The sequence below is a fragment of the Capsulimonas sp. genome (assembly GCF_039929585.1).
In the GTDB taxonomy this organism is placed as follows: domain Bacteria; phylum Armatimonadota; class Armatimonadia; order Armatimonadales; family Capsulimonadaceae; genus Capsulimonas.
This window is the reverse complement of sequence record NZ_JBDSQY010000096.1, coordinates 1-18,732: the sequence shown is the minus strand read 5'-3', so window position 1 is coordinate 18,732 and position 18,732 is coordinate 1. Positions and strand designations below refer to the sequence as shown.

At 60.3% G+C, this 18,732-nt stretch carries 17 protein-coding genes; 8 read left to right on the top strand and 9 right to left on the bottom strand.

Translation table 11 applies throughout. The features are described from left to right. Positions 1 to 32 precede the first annotated feature (32 nt). The 3 genes from ABIZ35_RS06945 to accB all read right to left on the bottom strand — a co-directional run bounded on the left by ABIZ35_RS06945 (position 33) and on the right by accB (position 2,785). On the bottom strand, positions 33 to 635 hold the full coding sequence (locus ABIZ35_RS06945; protein ID WP_348219154.1) for a flavin reductase family protein: 603 nt from the start codon (positions 633 to 635) through the stop codon (positions 33 to 35). 390 nt (positions 636 to 1,025) lie between these two features. Continuing rightward, positions 1,026 to 2,315 carry a homoserine dehydrogenase gene (locus tag ABIZ35_RS06940; RefSeq protein ID WP_348219153.1) on the bottom strand — a complete coding sequence of 430 codons (1,290 nt, stop codon included), beginning with the start codon at positions 2,313 to 2,315 and terminating at the stop codon, positions 1,026 to 1,028. Continuing rightward, positions 2,312 to 2,785 (bottom strand): acetyl-CoA carboxylase biotin carboxyl carrier protein, encoded by a 474-nt coding sequence (gene accB, locus ABIZ35_RS06935; protein ID WP_348219152.1) that lies wholly within the window; start codon positions 2,783 to 2,785, stop codon positions 2,312 to 2,314. The genes ABIZ35_RS06940 and accB overlap by 4 nt, the downstream gene beginning before the upstream one ends. Positions 2,786 to 2,969: 184 nt before the next feature. Here accB and pheA point away from each other — a divergent pair, with 184 nt between their 5' ends. The 6 genes from pheA to ABIZ35_RS06905 all read left to right on the top strand — a co-directional run bounded on the left by pheA (position 2,970) and on the right by ABIZ35_RS06905 (position 7,965). Next, positions 2,970 to 4,037 (top strand): prephenate dehydratase, encoded by a 1,068-nt coding sequence (gene pheA / locus ABIZ35_RS06930; RefSeq protein ID WP_348219151.1) that lies wholly within the window; start codon positions 2,970 to 2,972, stop codon positions 4,035 to 4,037. A gap of 285 nt (positions 4,038 to 4,322) precedes the next feature. Then, a complete protein-coding gene (gene dapF, locus ABIZ35_RS06925) occupies positions 4,323 to 5,186 on the top strand; it encodes a diaminopimelate epimerase (RefSeq protein ID WP_348219150.1) in 864 nt (287 codons plus the stop codon). Beyond that, the gene (locus ABIZ35_RS06920; protein ID WP_348219149.1) at positions 5,179 to 5,946 is read left to right on the top strand and encodes a M15 family metallopeptidase; all 768 of its coding nucleotides are present in this window, start codon (positions 5,179 to 5,181) and stop codon (positions 5,944 to 5,946) included. The genes dapF and ABIZ35_RS06920 overlap by 8 nt, the downstream gene beginning before the upstream one ends. Before the next feature lie 77 nt (positions 5,947 to 6,023). After that, positions 6,024 to 6,791: a hypothetical protein gene (locus ABIZ35_RS06915; RefSeq protein WP_348219148.1), complete on the top strand. Its 768-nt coding sequence runs from the start codon at positions 6,024 to 6,026 to the stop codon at positions 6,789 to 6,791. Then, on the top strand, positions 6,791 to 7,399 hold the full coding sequence (locus ABIZ35_RS06910) for an RES family NAD+ phosphorylase (protein ID WP_348219147.1): 609 nt from the start codon (positions 6,791 to 6,793) through the stop codon (positions 7,397 to 7,399). The genes ABIZ35_RS06915 and ABIZ35_RS06910 overlap by 1 nt, the downstream gene beginning before the upstream one ends. A 305-nt stretch (positions 7,400 to 7,704) precedes the next feature. Next, on the top strand, positions 7,705 to 7,965 hold the full coding sequence (locus tag ABIZ35_RS06905; RefSeq protein WP_348219146.1) for a hypothetical protein: 261 nt from the start codon (positions 7,705 to 7,707) through the stop codon (positions 7,963 to 7,965). Between the two features lie 3 nt (positions 7,966 to 7,968). Here ABIZ35_RS06905 and mnmE read toward each other — a convergent pair whose 3' ends face one another. The 6 genes from mnmE to ABIZ35_RS06875 all read right to left on the bottom strand — a co-directional run bounded on the left by mnmE (position 7,969) and on the right by ABIZ35_RS06875 (position 14,961). Continuing rightward, the gene (gene mnmE / locus ABIZ35_RS06900) at positions 7,969 to 9,336 is read right to left on the bottom strand and encodes a tRNA uridine-5-carboxymethylaminomethyl(34) synthesis GTPase MnmE (RefSeq protein ID WP_348219145.1); all 1,368 of its coding nucleotides are present in this window, start codon (positions 9,334 to 9,336) and stop codon (positions 7,969 to 7,971) included. 199 nt (positions 9,337 to 9,535) lie between these two features. Further along, positions 9,536 to 10,267 (bottom strand): hypothetical protein, encoded by a 732-nt coding sequence (locus tag ABIZ35_RS06895; RefSeq protein ID WP_348219144.1) that lies wholly within the window; start codon positions 10,265 to 10,267, stop codon positions 9,536 to 9,538. Beyond that, the gene (locus ABIZ35_RS06890) at positions 10,209 to 11,264 is read right to left on the bottom strand and encodes a hypothetical protein (RefSeq protein WP_348219143.1); all 1,056 of its coding nucleotides are present in this window, start codon (positions 11,262 to 11,264) and stop codon (positions 10,209 to 10,211) included. The genes ABIZ35_RS06895 and ABIZ35_RS06890 overlap by 59 nt, the downstream gene beginning before the upstream one ends. 101 nt (positions 11,265 to 11,365) lie before the next feature. After that, a complete protein-coding gene (locus ABIZ35_RS06885; protein WP_348219142.1) occupies positions 11,366 to 12,193 on the bottom strand; it encodes an ATP-binding cassette domain-containing protein in 828 nt (275 codons plus the stop codon). Then, positions 12,193 to 13,095, bottom strand: a complete 903-nt coding sequence (locus tag ABIZ35_RS06880; protein WP_348219141.1) for a nitrate ABC transporter permease — start codon at positions 13,093 to 13,095, stop codon at positions 12,193 to 12,195. The genes ABIZ35_RS06885 and ABIZ35_RS06880 overlap by 1 nt, the downstream gene beginning before the upstream one ends. 66 nt (positions 13,096 to 13,161) lie before the next feature. Next, positions 13,162 to 14,961, bottom strand: coding sequence for an OmpA family protein (locus ABIZ35_RS06875; RefSeq protein WP_348219140.1), 1,800 nt, complete (start codon positions 14,959 to 14,961; stop codon positions 13,162 to 13,164). A gap of 319 nt (positions 14,962 to 15,280) precedes the next feature. Here ABIZ35_RS06875 and ABIZ35_RS06870 point away from each other — a divergent pair, with 319 nt between their 5' ends. Then, positions 15,281 to 17,230 (top strand): M48 family metalloprotease, encoded by a 1,950-nt coding sequence (locus ABIZ35_RS06870; RefSeq protein ID WP_348219139.1) that lies wholly within the window; start codon positions 15,281 to 15,283, stop codon positions 17,228 to 17,230. A gap of 92 nt (positions 17,231 to 17,322) precedes the next feature. Further along, on the top strand, positions 17,323 to 18,732 hold a 1,410-nt coding region (locus ABIZ35_RS06865), incomplete at its 3' end, for an ABC transporter ATP-binding protein (RefSeq protein WP_348219138.1).

Below are 18,732 nucleotides of genomic sequence, written 5' to 3'. Positions count from 1 at the left end.
GAGGGCCCCGAAGGACGGGGTGAGGGCCGCTCTTATTCCCAGGTCTTGGGCAGCGTCAGCACCTCTCCGTTGAGAGAAATATAATCTTCCACACCCACGCTCGCCAGCAGATCGGCGGCCATGGGGTCAAAGCCTTCGTCGGATGCGAACTCGTCGCGCAGGTACACGCCGGTCACCTGGGCGACCACAAACTCGCACTTGCTCGGCGGCAGCGCCACGATTTGCAGCAGACGACACTCCAGCGCGGCGGGACACTCCACGATGCGCGGCGGCGCAACGGTTTCGCTGGGTACAGGCGTCACGTTTAAACGAACAAAATCGTCCTTAGGCTCGCCATGCGCCGCCGACTGCGTCATAATCTCGGCCATATAGCGCGGGACAAGATTGATGACGAATTCGCCGCTCTCACGGATATTGACCAGCGTCCGCTTTTCGTTTCCATCCGGCCGAAGGCCAAACGACAGGCCGATCAGTGGCGGATAGTTGGAAAGGGCGGCGTAAGAGCTGAACGGGGCGATGTTCTTGACGCCGGCGCCATCTTGCGTCGAAACGAGCGCGAGCGGGCGCGGCGCGATGAGCTGCGCCCAAAGGCGGGCATTTAAGTCACGGGGAATCTGATCCGCCGGCAGGTACATATCGGTCAATTCCCTTAATTATAAATAACGCAGCGTCAGTGCAAACACCAGAGGCGCCGGCGGATAATAGGCTCGGCGGTAAAATCGGCAGACGGTTTGGAAGGCGCGCGGCGATTTAAGATGGCCGGCGGTTGAAACCGCGCCTGCAAGAGCGCAAAAGTCCCCCTACGGGGACTGCATGATCCTAAACGCCACCGCCTAAAATTGCGTTTTTGTTCGGCGGTATCGCATACGAATATGTAACCCACGCAGGTGGGCTTCCGCGCTCTTGCAGGCGCGGTTTTAACCGCCGGCCATCTTAATCGCGGGGCATTCTTACAATTCGCGGGCTTCTTAACCACCTGGCTCAAATGACGCTAAGCGTCGTAGACGCTCAGCAAAACGCAAACCCTATTCTTCCACCCGAATCGAGTTCTGCACTTCAGTGACGAACTTCAACCGACCGATGATCTCCAGCGCGGAGCGCAGGTTCGCTTCGATCGCCTTGTGCGTGATCCAGACGATCTCGGCGTCGCCGTCGGGCAGGGCGCGCTGGACGACGCTTTCGATGCTGACGTCGAAGTCGCCGAAGACGCTGGCGATGCTGGCGAGAACCTTAGGGCGGTCGTTCGCAACGAGGCGGACATAAAATTTAGCGTCGAGCTGATCGATGCCGACGGCGGGCTTGCTGTCGAAGCACGTACAGCCCAGACGACCAGTAGCGCCGCTGCGGATGTTGCGCGCGGTTTCGATAATGTCGCCGACAATCGCCGATCCGGTTGGCATGCTGCCCGCGCCGCGACCGTAGAACATGACATCACCCACGGCGTCGCCCTGTACGAAGACCGCATTGTAGACATCGTTAACGGAGGCCAGGGGGTGGGTCTTTGGAAGAAGAGCCGGATGCACGCGGACGGACAGCGCGCCGCCCAAGTCCTCGCCGATGCCGAGCAGCTTGATCACGTAGCCCAAATCCTTGGCGACTTCAATATCGCGCTTGGCGATCTTGGTGATGCCTTCCACGGAGATATCGGCGAGATTGATCCGAGTGTTGAAGGCAATGCTGGCGAGGATCGCCGTTTTGTACTGCGCGTCGAAGCCGCCGACATCGCTGGTCGGGTCTGCTTCGGCGTAGCCCCGCGCCTGCGCTTCGGCGAGCACGTCGGCGAAGTCCGCGTCCTCGCTGGTCATCTTGGAGAGAATATAGTTGGTGGTGCCGTTAAGAATTCCGGCGATTCGGTGGAACTTATTGCCGGCAAGCGCCTGTTTGAGCGGCTGGATGATCGGGACGCCGCCGGCGACACTGCCTTCGAAGCTGAAGTCCAGGCCATTCTCTTCCGCCGCATGCAGCAGAGCGTTGCCGGCCTTGGCCATCATCTCTTTGTTCGCGGTGACGATGTTCTTTCCGTTTTTGATGGCGCGCATCACCAGATCGTAAGCCGGATCCAGGCCGCCGACCAGCTCACAGACGATATCGATCTCGGGATCGTCCGTCACATCCTCGGGGCGCGTGGTGAGCATCGCGGGATCGACGTCAAAATCGCGCTTGCGGTCCAGGCTGCGCACGGCGATGCGCTTGACTTTGATCGGCGCGCCGACGCGTTTGGCGATCACCTCGGCGTTTTCCGCCAGGATGCGGGCCGTTCCGCTCCCCACGACTCCAAAGCCAATTAATCCGACATTGATTTGATCTTTGCTCACGAAGGCTCCACATAGAACAACGGCTGCCCGAGCTGTACGAGCTTGCCGTTCTCGGCCACGATCTCAACGACCCGGCCCGATTTTTCCGCCGGCACTTCGCTGTAGGTCTTCATCGCTTCGATGAGACCGATCGTCTGATCGATGGCGACATAATCCCCCACATTAATGAAGGCCGGATCGTCCGGCGTTGGCGAGCGATAGAAGACGCCGACCATCGGCGATTCCAGCGCTACGCGCGTACTGGATTTCGCCGGCGCAGCGGGCGTGGCCGGAGCTGCGGGCGCGGCGGCAGCCGGAGCGGGCGCATGCCAGACAGGCGGCGCGGCGTAAACGAGCGGCGCCTCCGCGCTCACTCCTTTGATCCGAATCGCGATTCCTTCCTGCTCCACCTCCAGGTCGGAAAGCCCATGCTCCACGACCAGCGCAAGCAGCCGGCGTATCGTCTCCGTTGAATTGTCGATCTCGGTCAATCGGTGCTCCCAAATGTGGCGAGTGAAGGGCGATTTCAGAGGAAAACCATCGAAAAACACCCATCGGACCCACCGTAAAAATGCGTTTCGTATTGTAGCATGTGGTCAAATTGAAGTCAAGCGCGGGAGAAGCCAGTTCCCATCGGCAGGAATCGCCGCCCCAGGCGGCGAACCTGCCCCCATCATGAGCCTGAATAATTTACGCGAGCAGATCGACGCCATCGACAATGAGCTGGTCTCGCTCCTCAACCGCCGCGCCGAAGTGTCCCTTCAGGTCGGTAAGCAAAAGGCTTCCGAGCCGAATGTCCGCATCTTTGCGCCGGAGCGAGAGCGGGACGTCATCCAGCGCATCCTCGCACTTCACAACAATGGCGCGCTGCCCAAAGAAGCCCTGGTCGCCATCTACCGGGAGATCATCTCGGCCAGCATCGCGCTCCAGCGCCCCATCACGGTCGCCTACTGGGGACCCGCTGGGACGTTTACCCACATCGCCGCATTGCAGCGGTTCGGGTCGTCGGCGCTGTTCCACGACGCCTCCAACATTCCGGCGATCTTCGGCGAAGTCGAGCGGGGCTTGGCCGACTTCGGTGTCGTCCCCGTGGAGAACTCCACGGAAGGCGTCGTCAACTACACACTGGACATGTTCCACGAGACGGAACTGAAAATCTGCGCGGAGATTTACGTCAACATCGCCCATCACCTTGTCAGCCACGCGAAGTCCATCGCCGACATCAAGCGGCTTTACACCTTCAGTCAGCCGCAGGGTCAATGCAAGCGATGGCTGGAAACGCATCTCCCGAATGTCACGCTTGTTGAAACCATGCCGACCTCACGAGCCGCCGAGCGAGCCGCCGCGGACCCGGAGGGCGCCGGCATCTCCACCGACAAGGCCGCCGAAATTTACGGTGTCCCGATCCTGCAGCCGCACATTGAGGACAATCCGAACAACCGCACGCGCTTCTTAGTCGTCGGACGCAACGAGCCGCCTCAGACGGGCCGCGACAAGACCAGCGTCCTGTTTGCCGTGAAGAACGCCCCCGGCTCCCTCGGCCGCGCCCTGCGCGCCTTCGAGGACCACAACGTCAACCTGAGCATGATCGCCTCCCGGCCCACGCGCAACGTCTCCTGGGAATACGTTCAGTTCGCCGACTTCCAGGGCCACGAAAAGGACGAACCCGTCCAGCGCGCCCTCGCCGAACTGCGCACGCACTCGATCTATGTGAACGTGCTGGGGTCTTATCCGGAGGGGTAAGAGCATTCACTGAAATTAAGAAGCCATCCAGAGAATAGGCTGGCGGTTGAAACCGCGCCTCAGAGATCGCAGAAACCCACCTGTGTGGGTTACATTATCGATTACGGTAACGTCTGAACAACGCGCGTATTGTAAATAGTATCGTCTGGAAACATGTAGTCCGCGCAGGCGGACTTCTGCGATCTTGGAGGCGCGGTTTCAACCGCCGGCGCCCTTGCGATGAATAGCGCAGTGAAACGGTAAAGCTCCGGGAACCGCGCCGGGCGCCATCCTGTTGGAAACTCCATGCGATTTACTAAGATGCAGGGCGTCGGCAATGACTTCGTGGTGATCGACGCCGCCGCGTTTCCCAAGGACGGTGATTTGGCGGCGCTGGCGCTGCATGTTTGCGAACGCCGTTTCGGCATTGGCGCCGATGGGTTATTGGTGGTCGGCCAGAGCGATTCTGAGACGGTTCCCGTGACCATGCGGATGTTCAATCCCGACGGGTCCGAAGACATGTGCGGCAACGGTCTGCGCTGCGTGGGGCTCTGGGCGTTCGCGCGTGGATGGACCGCCGGCGAGCGTGAGTTCCAGGTGGCGACCAAAGAAGGCGTTCGCGATGTGCGCGTGGTGGTATCGGACGCTGAGGCTCGCCATGGCCAATTGACCGTGGATATGGGCCAGCCTCATTTCAAAACCGAGGCGATTCCGTTTTGCGGGCCGACCGGTGTTCCCGTGCAAGACTACCCGCTCAATGTCGACGGCAAAATCTTCTCCATCAACAGCGTCAACACGGGCAGCACGCACACGGTGATCTTCGGCGATCCGCCCAGTGAGGCCGACTTCCTGCACTATTCCCCGCTCATCGAAGAGCATCCCTTGTTCCCGGAACGCACGAGCGTGCTCTGGGCGGTTCCGAACGGCGACTGCGCCATGGAAGTGCGTATTTGGGAGCGCGGCGCCGGCGAAACGCTGGGCTGCGGCACGGGCGCCTGCGCGGTGGCGGTCGCCGCAAAGCGGCAGCGCGTCGTCCCCATGGATTCTGAAGCGATTGAGATCCGTTCGAAGGGCGGCGTGCTGCGCATCGCCTGGGCGGGAGAAGACGCCGCGATCGCCATGACCGGTCCCGCTGATGTCGTCTACGAGGGAGAAATTACGATTGACTGAGACGGCGTCCCGCTATCCGAAACCCATCACCGTACATTCTTTTGATGTTCGCTTCGACCGCCGATCCTTCGGCGAGCCGCTGAGCCGCCTGCGCGCGATCCCAATCATTGACAGTGGCGAGCCGCTCGTGGACCTGCGCGACGCCTGCCCCGATGTGGTTCTGCGCCCCGGCTGTCTCCCGTTCCTACGCAAGACCGTGGCCGAAATGGTCAACCAGGTCCAGGCGGCGCTGCCGCCAGGACACAAGCTCGCTGTGGGAACAGGCCTTCGTACGTGGGAGATGCAGACTGAGATCCGCGTCAATGTCGAAAAATCGATGCGAGAGAAGCACCCAGACTGGAGCGCCGCCTCCCTTCAGCGCAACGTGAACCGGATGGTCGCGCCGCTGGAGTTCAAATCTCCCCCGCCCCACACCACCGGCGCCGCGCTTGATGTCGGCGTCCTCAAACCCGACGGGGAGTCCATGGACTTCACCGCCAGCGAAGATTTCTGGGCGACCGCCCCCACCTATCTGCACACGCTTCCCGAGCACATTCGCGACAACCGTCGCATGCTGATCCACGCCATGGAAAGCGCAGGGTTAACCAACTATGTGGGCGAATGGTGGCACTGGAGCTACGGCGACCAAGGCTGGGCTCTACGCGTCGGCAGCCCGACCGCCTGCTACGGCTCCGTCGTCCTGGAAGACGCCGAAAGCAAACGCATTCCTGAAGAAGAAAAGACGGACGCCAAAACCGTGGCGGAACAGAACAGTGATTAAGTTGATTTCTGGTTGATTTTCAGTCAATCCAAGGTATAATTTTTTCTAGTACGGAGGAAACGACAATGAGTAATATTTTGATCGTTGACGACGAAGAAAAATTATCGCAGCGTGTCTGGTCTGGCTGGGATTCTCCCAGACCTAAACAATCTAAAACGAATTCCCCCAAACAAGAAATTACTTCGTGGCGAAACTTCAAAGCCCATGAGCAGAGGCCTGGGGATATCGTCGTGCTGAATTTGGAAGCAACCGGGGCTCCCACCCTCCAGGAAGCCATAAAACTGCGAGAAACGCAGCCAAAGCTCAAATTCTTTTACGTGATCAATGTCAGCGGGAGCCTATCAAAGCGCACCCTGACCGCTCTCTCACAGCCCGACATCGCATGGGTCAGCAGTGAAGCCAGCGATCAGGAAATGCAGCTTCGTTTGCGCGGCATGATCAAGCGCTCAACTCCACGCCCGCTATTGAAAGACCCGTCGCGGTCGCCGTGGACGCTTCTCATGCCTGATTTGCACAACCCGGAAAGCGGAAGATTGGATGCCGCCCGAACAGCGGAATGGTTTGGAATGCCGCTTAAAACGCTCGCCGGCCTTTTGGGCCGAGGGTATGCGACGGTTCATAAGACACCAGACTCCACGACGCTACAAGAGAGCCTTAAGGTCTTCTTACGTGTCGCCTCTGCCCTTTCCAAGCTCGCGGGTTCACATGAACGCGCTAAAGCCTGGCTGAACACGCCCAGCCAAGATCTGGACGATCATCAGACGCCGCTCTCGGCGATCGCGTTAGGCGACCAGGAGATTATTGCGGAACTGCTGGAAGACGCGCTTGTGGGGCAGCCCGGCTGATGCACACACCCGCCGATCTGGCTCAGATATTGCCAACACTTTCGCATCTTTCTATGCAGGGACATGCGTACCGAGTCATCGATTACAAGTATCTGGCGGCCAATCCTCCGCTGCATCCCAATCGTTATCTCTACGGCTTGGGAGCGCCCGCATCGGGAGCGCGCTTTACACCGAGGGGCGGACCGCAAACAATCTACATGGCGGACGATTTGGCGACGGCCTTCGATGAGGCAAATCCCGTACAAGCCATCTTAAGACTGACTCATCCAGGTCTCGCTTCACCGACGCCACCCGGCGGATATGCATCAATCCTCTATGAATTAGAAACGGTGCTGGATCTGACAGATTCCGTAGTTCAGCATGCGCTTGGGACCGATACTGTTGAGTTGACAAAACCCTGGCGTCAAGCGCAGAAACGTGGGCGTCCGTGCGTCACTCAGATTCTTGGACGAGCGATTTTTGACAATGGAGCTTTTCAAGCCATTCGTTTCGAATCGGCGCGTGTTCCCGGAACCTATTGTCTCTGCGTATTCATAGATCGTTTGATTGCGCCGGCGCATCTGGAAGTCTACGATCCAAACAACAATATTAAGGAGAGGCTGCCTTAAAGCGCTCACACAAGACAAAGCGGCCACCGGTAGATGCCGGCAGCCGCCATGGGTCGATATTCAGTTGTCAGTGAGACTGTTACCAAGCGTGAGGCCGCCGCGCGATCCAGCTCGTCGCAAACACGGATAAAACGTATCTATCCGCGCCTGCACGCTGGCCGCGACTAGCCCGGAAGAAGAATATCATTCTCCCCGACGCGCCCGGATTTTCAATTCACCAGTAAAATGCCCAACCTAGCGCGCAATTAAACCCCAGTTCGCAAAAATAATTTTTTAGTGATAAAATACAGCTGGGGGACACTCAGTTGACAAGCATCGATCTGACGGATCAGACGTACGAAGCGCTCCTGCGCGCAGCCACCGAGCAGGGCGTCACTCCGGCGGAATGGATCGCTTCGGCGCTTTCCCACTCAGAAACAAATTCGGCCCATATGCGTATCCGCAAGCATCGCCATGCGAGCGGCGATACCTCCATCAACACTGCCGATATTGACGCGGATCTCATTCGCGAATATGAAGCGCGCTTCGGTCATACTCGGACAAACGGCGCCCCGCCAATCTTGTGATCGTTATTTTCCGATACAAAAACGTGAGAAGATCTCATGAATGATATCTTCCGTCGCCGTCTCCCCCGTCACTTCCCCCAGTGACATCAGCGCCCCGCGCACATCGATGGAGATAAAGTCGGCCGGCATCTGATTGCTGAGTGTCACGAGCGCATCATCTAGACGCGACTGCGCATCTTCTAAGGCGCGCCGATGGCGCGAGTGGGAGATAATGGCGCCGGCGGACGCCGTGTCGGTGACACCGCCCGCGAGCACACGCCCAGCGATGGTTTCTTCCAGCGCTTCAATTCCAGCGCCAGTAAACGCCGACACGCAAACGGCGTCCGCGCCAGAGTCTTCGGGCATTTGGATATCGCACTTGTTCCAGACGATCAGATGAGGCGTTTCGCCTAGCTGCGCGCGCAAGGATCGGTCCTCTTCCGTTTCTCCCGTAACGGCGTCCAATACCAAGAGCACGAAGTCGGCGCCGCGCAGGCTTTCCAGCGAGCGCTCGACGCCGAGTTTTTCCACAAGGTCATCCGTGTCGCGCACTCCGGCGGTGTCAACGGCGCGTACGGGAATACCCCGAATATTGACGCTTTCCTCCAGCGTGTCGCGCGTGGTCCCCGGGATCGGCGTGACGATGGCGCGGGAAACGCGCAGCAGAGCGTTCAGCAATGATGACTTGCCGACATTGGGCCGCCCGGCCAGAACCATCTTCAGCCCCTCACGAACTAAAATCCCCCGGTCCGCCGTTGCAAGCAGACGTACGATTCGGGACTGTGCTTCTCGAATTTCCCTCTCGCACAGCTCCATATCCAGCTCGCCGACATCTTCCGAAAAATCGATGGAAGCTTCGATGAGAGCCATCAGCCTCAGGATCAAATGCCGGATCTCGGCGACTTCTGCACTCAGTCGTCCGGACTGCTGACTGCGCGCAAGCGTCAGCGCCTCATCGGTCCGCGCTGCGATAATATCGCCAACAGCTTCCGCCTGCGCGAGGTCCATCTTGCCATTCAAATAGGCGCGCTGCGTAAACTCCCCCGGCTGCGCCAAACGCGCGCCGCTGGTCAGCAGTCGGCTCAAAATCCGCCGCAGCGGGACCGGCCCGCCGTGCGCTGAAATCTCAACCACATTCTCGCCGGTATACGACCGGGGCGCATGAAAAATCGCGAGCAAAACGTCGTCGATCACGGAACCGTCGTGCGCCAGCACATCGGCGCGGTGCAGCGTATGACCGGCGTACGAGGCGCTGGAAACATCGCGGGGACGCTTCGTGACGGCGTCGGTCACGGCGAAGGCCTGGGGGCCGCTGACGCGGATCACGCCGATGCCGCCGACGCCCGGAGGCGTGGCGAGGCTGCAAATGGTGTCGTCTAAAGAGGGTATCACGAGGGGATTATACCTGGGGTTTGAAAGCGAGGCTTGTCAGGAGACTAGTTCTGTTCGGCAATCGCCACCGGGTGGCATGCCGGCGGCTTTGCGCAGGCATGTCTCACGTACGAAGCGGAACGTGTCGTTTCTTCTCGATCGCAATCCATGCCTGCGCAAAGCCGCCGGCATGCCACCCGGTGGCGAAGCGAGCGGTCTGTTAGACAGTCCCGGAAGCGGCGTGCTTGGAGGCGCCGACGTCCAGGCTGAAGAATTCCAGAACGTCGTCGAGCCGGTCCGTTTCGCCGTGGCAAAGCTGGGTCACTTCGACTTGGTTCTGGCGAGCCGTCTCAATCGCGCGCCGCTTGCGGTCGATTTCCAGCTGAAGCTCGGCGATCTCCTGCTCCGCGCTGGTGGTGAAGGCGGCAGTGTGCGCGGCGACGGTGTCGGCGTAGGAGGCGAGCGCGGCGAGCTTGCGGGAGGCGTCTGCGACAATAGTGTCGGGCGTCGCGCCGATCGCTTTGCCCATCGCGCCCAGGGTGACGCCGATCGTCTGGCGGCGGATCTCCAGCGGCACTGAGGGGGGCATCGACGACAGCATATCCAGCATCTGCTCGGCGGTGAACGGCGCGGCGGGAACGCCCGCCTGCTGATAGATCTCTGTGAACGACAGGTTCTGCGGCTCGCCTGTCGACGTCACGATCGCCGAGGCCGCCTGCTCCACGGCGGAGAGGCTCGGTCCCGAGGTCTGTTCGAGCAGCTGCTCCACCGTGCGCGAAGGCGCGGACTTGGGTCGTGTGGGCAGCGGCGGCGGCTCGCCCGCCAGCTGGGCGTCGATCGCGGCGTATGGGTCCGACGGGTCATGCCCGCTCGCCGCCTGATGTGTCACGGTCTCAGGCGGCAGCTCCACGACCAGCGACGCGACCTTCCGCAATTTTTCTCGAAAATCCATGGATGCTAATACTCTCTCGTTGCTTGTTCAGATGCCTACACCGGCGCTTGCCGCCGATGACCCACCCCGGCGCTTCGCGCCACCCCTCCGGGTGACCCACCCCAGCCGTCATCTGCTCAAACGGCGCCAGTTCGTCCAGCAGCTGCGTCATCGATTCGGTCTGATACACGACGCCTTCGATGTCCGATAGGACCTGCTCGGGCGAGCGCGCACGGATCTGGTCGTTGATCAGCCCGAATGTGTCTTCCAGCAATTCCATCTGGTAGTTCAAATTGGTGAGAATACGGCCGATCTTGCCGACGAACTCATGGCGCTGTTTCAGCACGTCGATGCGCTTCTCCAGAACAGCTTTGGTGTTCAAATCGGTCTCCTCGTCGCGCAGACGAGTCAGATTCTCCATATCGCCGTTATAGGACGCCTGAACGTCCTTGACGACTTGGGGAACCCATGCGGACGGAGGACCGGAAAACCGCGCGGCGGTGAAGTTGTGCGGCTTAGGGCCGCTGGATGGACGCTGGCGCTGCGCGTTTCCCGAGGGCTGCGAGCGATTGTCCTGACACTCTTCCCAAATGGAGATAAGATAGTTTCGGAAGTGCAGTTCTTTGAGAGCGAAGATAAGAAACTTTTCCAGCAGAAAGTCGAGCTTGCGCAGCATCTCGCCGAACCACTTTTGATCCGTCTGCGCCTGCGCGTAGATCTGTCCCTGGACCATCTCCAGGTGCGCGAAGCGCGCCTGCGTTTCTTCCTGCAATTGCGGCAGCGTCTCGGCGCGGAACTGCTGGCTGCGCTTGCGGCGCGCCATTTCTTCCCGCTGCGCCAATCTCCCGCCGTACCACTTCGTGTCGGGAATGAACAGCAAGTAGGCCGCTTCCGCGGCGAGCGCCACCAAAAGAGGAAGGGGGTTCCCGATCGCAAAGGAAAGCGACCCAGCGCTGGCGAGGCCGACGACGTTTGCGCTTTCTTTCAGCGCTTCTGCAAAACGATTGACCTGAGCCATAACACTATTATACCGGAGCTTATGCCCCGCATCCTCACGCGTCTCATGGAAATTGCAGCGCAATTACTTTAAGAATCGCGCGAGGACGCTTTATGTTGAAGTTAGAGTTTCCGGAACGCCGCGCAGACTTCCCTGCGCAGCTCGGCGAATTCGGGCATGTTCTCCGGCTCATCGCGCCATGCGAGGCCGCAGTCGGCCAGATTGTAAGTGGCCTGGATGTAGGCGCCGGGCACGATTTTGCCCTGATCGTCACGATCACGACCGAGCAGCCAGATCGTGTCCGCCACACGCAGGGCCGCGTCCACATCGTGGGTCACGAGGATGAACGTCTTCAGTTCATCCGACGCCGCCATCTCGCGGATAAAGCCGATGACACGATCCACGGCCACCATGTCCAACCCCGAGAACGGTTCATCCATCAGCAGAAAATGCTCCGAGCACATGAACTGCTGCGCGATCGCCACACGCTGGCGCTGGCCGCCGGACAGCTGCGCAGGATACTTACTCCCGTGCTCCTCCAAGCCGAACCGCGCCAGAATGTCAGTGGCTCGCTTGGCGATCTCAGCGCCCGGAAGCCTGGCCTGTTTGCCGGCAACGACCAGGTTTCCGCGCACGGTGCGGTGCGCGAACAGGGGATAGTTCTGCGCGATGACGCCCACCATGCCCCGCTGCACGAGAACCTGCTCCTGCTCCACGAGCACCTGTCCCGTATCTGGCTTGTCGAGGCCGGCAAGAATCCGGAACAAGCATGTCTTACCGACGCCCGATGGTCCGAGGAGCGCCACGACCTGCCCCTGGGTCAACCCTGGTCGAACCAGGTTCTTGATCTCCAAATTGACATCGCGCAGGATCTTATTGCCGCCCAGCGTCAGAGACACATTGTCCAGCTTCAGGAGGGTTTCTCGATGTTCATAAGCGTGTGGGCTCATTATTTTCTCTCCAGGGTTAGATCGGCGTAGGGGCAGACGAGCCGGCGCACGAAGCCGATCGCATAGTCCTGCACTAAACCCATCAGCAGAATGACGATTTGGATGGCGAACACTTCGGGAAGCAGGAAGTGCTTGCTTTCACCGAGCAGCATCGCGCCAACGCCGCCTTCACTGCGGACGATCCCTTCGACCATCGTGAGCATCATCCAGCCCATCGCCGCATTCTGGCGCAGCACTTCGAACGCCTTGTCGGCGGTCCCTAAAATCACGACTTCCCAGACGACGCGCCATTCGCTCATGCGCAGGGTGCGGGCATGGTCAAAATCCCCTTTGGGAATGGCGGCGATCACGGCCGCCATGGACGTGATATAGAACACGGAGATGCTGAATATCAGCAGGGAAAGCTTGAGCGGATGTCCGCCGCCGAAGATCAGCGTGAAGACAAACGTGAAGCCGACGATGCTGAGAAAGCGTCCTTTGGAAAGCGCGGTAACCAGGGGCCGAAATACCGGAAGCACCGTGCTGTACGCCAGCAGCAGGGAGATGACGCTCGACCAGAGCAGCGCTTCCACGTTCAGCTTAAAGCTCGTCCCAAGCTCCTGTCCCAGCCCCTGTCCCATCCACAGCGTTTGGAGGGCGTGCAGGGTCTCCATGGGCCTTGGCAGCGCCTTGAACGGAGACATAATCCAAAGGATCAAGGCGATGGCCAGTTCGACAATCACGATGAGCTGCATTGTTGCGTTGGACACGAGACGGTTGGGCATAAAGGCCGCGAAGGCGTCCCAGCGGCGGGAGCGCTGGCGGGGACCGAGATCGCCGTGAGAGACTTTGCCCTGACCGGGCGCGCCGGCAAGGATCGGCTCCGGCGCGGCCGATTTCTGATTTGGATCAGCTTCGTTCATTGTTAAAGAACCTATCACTAAAAACTACGGCGCCGGGTTTCCCCAGCGCCGTAGTTACGAACCTCGTTATCGGTTCGTTCCGATGACGATCTCGACACGCCGGTTTCTCGCCCGGCCCTCCGGAGTCGTATTCGGCGCGATCGGGTTCGAGTCGCCGTGTGCGAAGACACGGACGCGTCCTTCCGGGAAGTTGACCGGAGATTTGGCCTCCAGCCACTGCTTCACGGCGAAGGCTCGGGCTTCGGACAGCGGCTTACTGGTGGCCGGGTTGCCCTGGTTATCCGTGTGACCGTGCACCTCAACCACCGTACCGCTCGCGATCAGCAGGCTGCGCAGCAGCTTCTGCAGTTCCTGTTTGGCCTGCGGCGTGAACGTGGCCTTGCCCGCGTTGAACTGGATATTCCAGTTACGCCGTCCGATAACCGCTGTGATCGCTTTCTTTTTGTTATAGATCGGCTTCACCGCCGCAATCACGGTTTTATTCGGCGCGACTTGTTTGGCGACATCGCTCAGATAGGACGTGTCGATGATCGAGTCCGCCGATGGGAACGTCGGCACCAGTTCAGGATACTGTGACTTCACCAGATTGCCGAAGTCGGTATATGTCGCGGCGACCAGGTTGGACGATCCCGGCACCAGGCCGAAGGCCAGCAGGCTGTCGGCCAGGTTATTGACCGAGGAGCCGCCAAGTTCGACGCTCTCGCCCGTCTTGTCCGTTTCCGTGACGCCCCGGAAGTACTTGGACCAGAATTCCGGTCCGGCGTCCGCCTCATGATAAAGCTCGGCGCTGATTTCCGATCCACGCTGCAAGGCGGCCGGGCTCGCTTTGATGGCGTCGCCGCCTTCGGCGATCGCCGCGATCATGCCATCGACCGTGGAGCGGTTGGACCGCATCCATTTGTCGATCCCGATCACGACGCACGGCATCTGCGAGCTGTACTCTTTCGTTGAAACGATGGAGACCAGTCCGCCCTTCTTTTCGGCAACGGCGACATCGCCTGGGGTCCAGGTAACCACCGCATCAACGGTAATCGTTTTCGTTTCGCCGGTCCGCTTGCCGTTGCGCACCACGGGCCGCGTCTCGGAATAGCCTGCGATATATTTCTGCGTGGCGTCGATATAGTCCGACGCATTCACCCAGTTCAGCGCGTCCGGATCGTATGTCTTCTCATCCGGGTTGGTGCGCAGTCCATTGTCGCCCAGCCACTTCTGCGCGATGTTCCAGTCGCCATCGCGAACGACGCCGGCGACAAAGCCGCCGCGCGAGGCCGACGGGTTCGCCTTCCACTCAGCCGGCCCCATCAGTTTGTCTTCGCCACGCGAATAACCGGCGGCGTCCACGATCTTCGCCTGGTACTCCGGTCCGATACGGCGCAAAACGGGATTCAGGCCCTGCAAGAAGGCCGCGCCGCCGTCACCCATAATGGTGATGAAGTGGGCGCCCTTAGTCGGCTGCGGGTTGCCCTGGCTAAGCTCGGTGGCGAACGACACCAGCGCCTCTTGGAGCTTACTATTGTCATCCTGGCGCGACCATTTCAGGTTGACGCCGTGCTTGGCCATCAAGCTGCCCTGGGTCGCCTGAGCTCCGCCGTTGGCGAGCAGAATTCCCATCTGCGCGTTCCAAGCGTAGCCAAGAAAACGAACTTCCGGCTTGTTCGCGACACCAAGGCCAGTGCCGGGCAGAACAAATTTGGCGTCTGGCGACGCAGCCGAATTCGGCGCCTCTCCGAGCGTGACCTTCCCAGGAATGACGGTCTCTTTCACCGCCGCGCTCGGCGCGATCTTGCTCCATAGGCGCCATACGCCGATGCCCAATCCGATCAGAACGATCAGGATAATCACTTTCCCCAACGGTTTTATTTGCATGCGCAATCTCCTCAAATCGCGAGTCCGCCTCTCGGGCGTCCCGCAAAACCTCGGCCGCGCATCGTCTATACGTGCTGCGACGCGACACAATAGTGTATCATAGTTTCCCGCGATGCCGTCTCTCAGCGGCCGGAAAATCATATGCTTACGAAGAATATGACCACTATTCCCATGAAAAGTTGCACCTGGGAGACTTGCGAGGCAAACAAATTAAAAAGCTTTTGTCTACTTGTATGCATTCATACAAGCATCCCCTGGGTATGTTATGGTAGAATGAAGAGTACGCAGCCGGAGACGTTTTGAGGCCCATCGCCCGAAGATGATCGATTCGCAGCGAAAATTTGATTCTTTAATACGGCGCCTGGAAGGTTACGCGAAGCACAGCCCGCGTGGCTACTCTTTTGGCGTCGCTTGTCTTGCCGCTCTTGGCTACGCCTACATCTTTGTCATCCTGGCCGTTATGATGGCCGCGATCGGCGCCCTGATCTATTTCGTTTACTGGACCGTCCTGCACCTGCGCCACCCCAGCGCCGGCCCCGCAGACTTCGCCCGGCTCATCCTCCCCGTCCTGCTCGCCACCCTGGCCGTGATCGCTGGGATCGTCCACACCTTCCGGGTGGAGGCGCCCGCCCCCGAGGGGCCGGAGCTGCGCCGTGAGATCGCGCCGCGACTGTACGCTATGCTGGAGGAAATCTCCGCCGAGCTGAAGGCGCCCCGCTTCGACCGCGTACTGCTCACGGACGAGTTTAACGCCTCGGTGGTCCAGACGCCGCGCTTCGGCCTGATCGGGCGAAACGAGAACTATCTGATCCTCGGGCTTCCTCTGCTTCAGGCGCTGCCGCCGGATCAGTTCCGCGCTGTCATCGCCCACGAACTCGCACATATTTCCGGCAACCATAGCCGGTTTGCAGGATGGATCTACCGGCTGCGCAAAATGTGGTTCCAATTGCTGGAAAACCTCGACGGTAATTGGCTCTTCCTCCCCTTCTTCCTCTGGTACGCACCGTACTTCTACGCCTATACTTTTGTTCTGGCCCGCGCCAATGAGTATGAGGCCGACCGATGCGGCGCCAAGCTCGCCGGAAAAGAAGTGATGGCGGAGGCGCTGGTGCGCACCTCGGTCTCGGGACGTTTTTTGGGCGAGGCGTTCTGGCCCTCGATCTACAAACGCGCCGACCATGAACGGCAGCCATCGGTCCGACCCTACAGCATGATGTTCCGCGACGGCGAGCAGCGAGCGGCGCTCGCTTCAGGAGCGGCCGCCTGGATGCGCCAGGCCTGGGAATCGAAGACCGACACCACCGACACCCACCCCGCCCTGCGCGACCGCCTTGCCGCCCTCGGCTTCCGAGGCGTTGCCGCCGGTCCGCTCGACGGCGCCCGGCCGCCGCTGCCCGCCCCCGAGCCGGTCGCCGAAAGCGCCGCGCAGCGTTATCTGGCGGGGGTCGAAGAGCGGTTCGCCAAGGTGCTGGACATTGAATGGACCAAAGAAGTCGAAAAATCCTGGATCGAGCAGCATAGCAAGGCGCGCCAGCTGTGCATGCGGCTGTCAAATTACGCCCAGCAGGAGATGACGGATCCACTCACGCCCGACGAGCATCTGGACCGCGCCCAGCTCTCCGCCCGCTTCCACAGCCCAGCCATCGCCGTCGGCCTGCTTCAGCAGTTCCTGCAGCAGTACCCCAGCAGCATACGCGGCCTGCTGCTCATGGGCCATCTTCAGCTGGAGATCGGCGACGAGGCGGGGGTCGAGACGCTGGATCGTGCGCTGCGAATGAACCCCGAAGAGCGGCCGGACATCTGCGAACGGATCGCCGCCTTTTACCGGGCGCGCGGCAAGCACGCCCGCGCCAGCGAGTACGAGCGCCGCGCGCACCTCACATATCGCCATGAAGAGCTCGCCCAGATGGAGCGCAGCACGCTGGACCGGGGCGACCAGTTCCTCAATCACGGATTAGCCGCCGAGCGCCTCGCCGTCCTGCGTCAGCAGCTCTCGCGCTGCCCGGAGATCGAAGCGGCGTATCTGCTGTGCAAGCAAGTTCGCCACACACAGGGCGAGCCGCTGTATGTGCTCGCGATCGATACCCGCAGCAACTGGCGCCGACTTCAGGCGGAGATCGATTTCACGGAGCTGAGCGACGACATCGTCAAGCACGTGGAGCTGCCAGGCAACACCAGCATCGTTTTCCTCTCTGGCCGTTACACATGGCTGCGCAAGGTCGTCGCCGCCATGAGCAACGCCCGCATCTATCGCATTTCCGAACGCTAGGGCGTATAATATCCCTTGCAGGGCGACGCGGCCCCACAAATTCCGTCTTGGGATGACTTGTGGATCCCAAGGCGCGACCTGAGGCACGCTCCATGAAACCGCAAAATTTCCGCCGCTGGCTTTCGTACGCCCTGCGGCATCGTCCCCTCCTCGCCGCTTCCCTGATCGCCCTCGTCATCGGCATGGGCGTCGATGTCCTGCTGCCGCGCGCTGTTGGCTTTGTCATCGATCGTGTGCTCGCCGTTCATGCTTTGAGCGCCGGCCGAGTGTCGCTTCCCCTGCTCGGCTCCCTATCCATCACGCAGGCGCTCTGGACGATTTTAGGTGTACTGATCGTCACCCTCTTGATCCGCGCGATTACCGGCTATTTCACGCGCATGTGGCTGAGCGTTATCGGCGAGCGCGTGCACCTGGATCTGCGTCGCGACCTGTTCGTGCATCTCAATCGCCTGCCCATCAGCTACTTCGACAACAACTATACCGGCATGATCATGGCGCGCATTACGACGGACGCCGATGCTCTCTGGCATCTGGTATACGAAGGCGCGTTCCAGGTAGTGGCGCCCGCGCTGACCGTGGTCGCCGTCCTGATCGTTCTGTTCGCAACGCACGCCAAGCTGACGATGTTCGCGCTGATGACCGTTCCGCTGATCGCGATCATCTACGCGCGCATGCGCAAGCACGCGAAGCGCGTCTCCGAGGCGCAGCGCGACGCCGTCGCGACCGTCTTCTCTCGGCTTCAGGAACGCATTACCGGTATGCGGCTCATTCGGGCGCTCGGTCAGATAGAAACCGAAAGCGATACGTTCACTCAGGATCTGCGCACGCTCTACGAGCACAATGTGGAATCGATGCGCGCATGGTCAAAACTCGGCGTGCAAAGTCAGTTTATTACCAGCGCCACCACGGTCGCCATTCTATGCCTGGGCGGCCTCGCCGTTCTCCATGGAACGCTGACTGTGGGCGAACTGGTCACGTTCTATCTCTACGCGGGAATGCTGTTCGGGCCGATCCTCCAGATGACCCAGTCCGCGAACATCTTCACCACCGCCGATGTCGCCATCGACCGCATCTTCAGCCTGCTTGGAACGCCGATCTCCCAGGAATTCGCGGGCCAGAAAGAGCACTGCCCCCGTATTTCGGGCGCCGTGGATGTCCGCGATCTTGCTTTCGAGTACAATGCTGGCCATCCCATCCTGCACGACCTCTCGTTCTTTGTGCCCACCGGGCAGAAGGTCGCGCTGGTCGGACCTTCCGGAGCCGGCAAAACGACGATGGTCAATCTGATCTGCCAATTTTATCAGCCGTCGGGGGGACATATCTTTGTCGACGGCATGGCGATCGACAGCCTGGAAATTGAGAGCTACCGGCGCCAAGTCGGCTATATGTCTCAGGAAAGTTTCTTGTTCTCCGGCACGATTGCCGACAATCTGCGCTTCGCCAAACCCGACGCGACCCAGGAAGAAATGGAAACAGCGGCGCGCAAGGCGAACGCGCATGAT

Excerpts from the sequence above, each read along its gene's own strand:
- ABIZ35_RS06945 (WP_348219154.1), bottom strand. The coding sequence starts at position 635 with ATGTACCTGCCGGCGGATCAGATTCCCCGTGACTTAAATGCCCGCCTT.
- ABIZ35_RS06895 (WP_348219144.1), bottom strand. The coding sequence starts at position 10,267 with ATGGATTTTCGAGAAAAATTGCGGAAGGTCGCGTCGCTGGTCGTGGAG.
- ABIZ35_RS06870 (WP_348219139.1), top strand. The coding sequence starts at position 15,281 with ATGATCGATTCGCAGCGAAAATTTGATTCTTTAATACGGCGCCTGGAA.
- ABIZ35_RS06890 (WP_348219143.1), bottom strand. The coding sequence starts at position 11,264 with ATGGCTCAGGTCAATCGTTTTGCAGAAGCGCTGAAAGAAAGCGCAAAC.
- ABIZ35_RS06875 (WP_348219140.1), bottom strand. The coding sequence starts at position 14,961 with ATGCAAATAAAACCGTTGGGGAAAGTGATTATCCTGATCGTTCTGATC.
- dapF (WP_348219150.1), top strand. The coding sequence starts at position 4,323 with ATGCGATTTACTAAGATGCAGGGCGTCGGCAATGACTTCGTGGTGATC.
- ABIZ35_RS06885 (WP_348219142.1), bottom strand. The coding sequence starts at position 12,193 with ATGAGCCCACACGCTTATGAACATCGAGAAACCCTCCTGAAGCTGGAC.
- ABIZ35_RS06910 (WP_348219147.1), top strand. The coding sequence starts at position 6,791 with ATGCACACACCCGCCGATCTGGCTCAGATATTGCCAACACTTTCGCAT.
- ABIZ35_RS06880 (WP_348219141.1), bottom strand. The coding sequence starts at position 13,095 with ATGAACGAAGCTGATCCAAATCAGAAATCGGCCGCGCCGGAGCCGATC.
- pheA (WP_348219151.1), top strand. The coding sequence starts at position 2,970 with ATGAGCCTGAATAATTTACGCGAGCAGATCGACGCCATCGACAATGAG.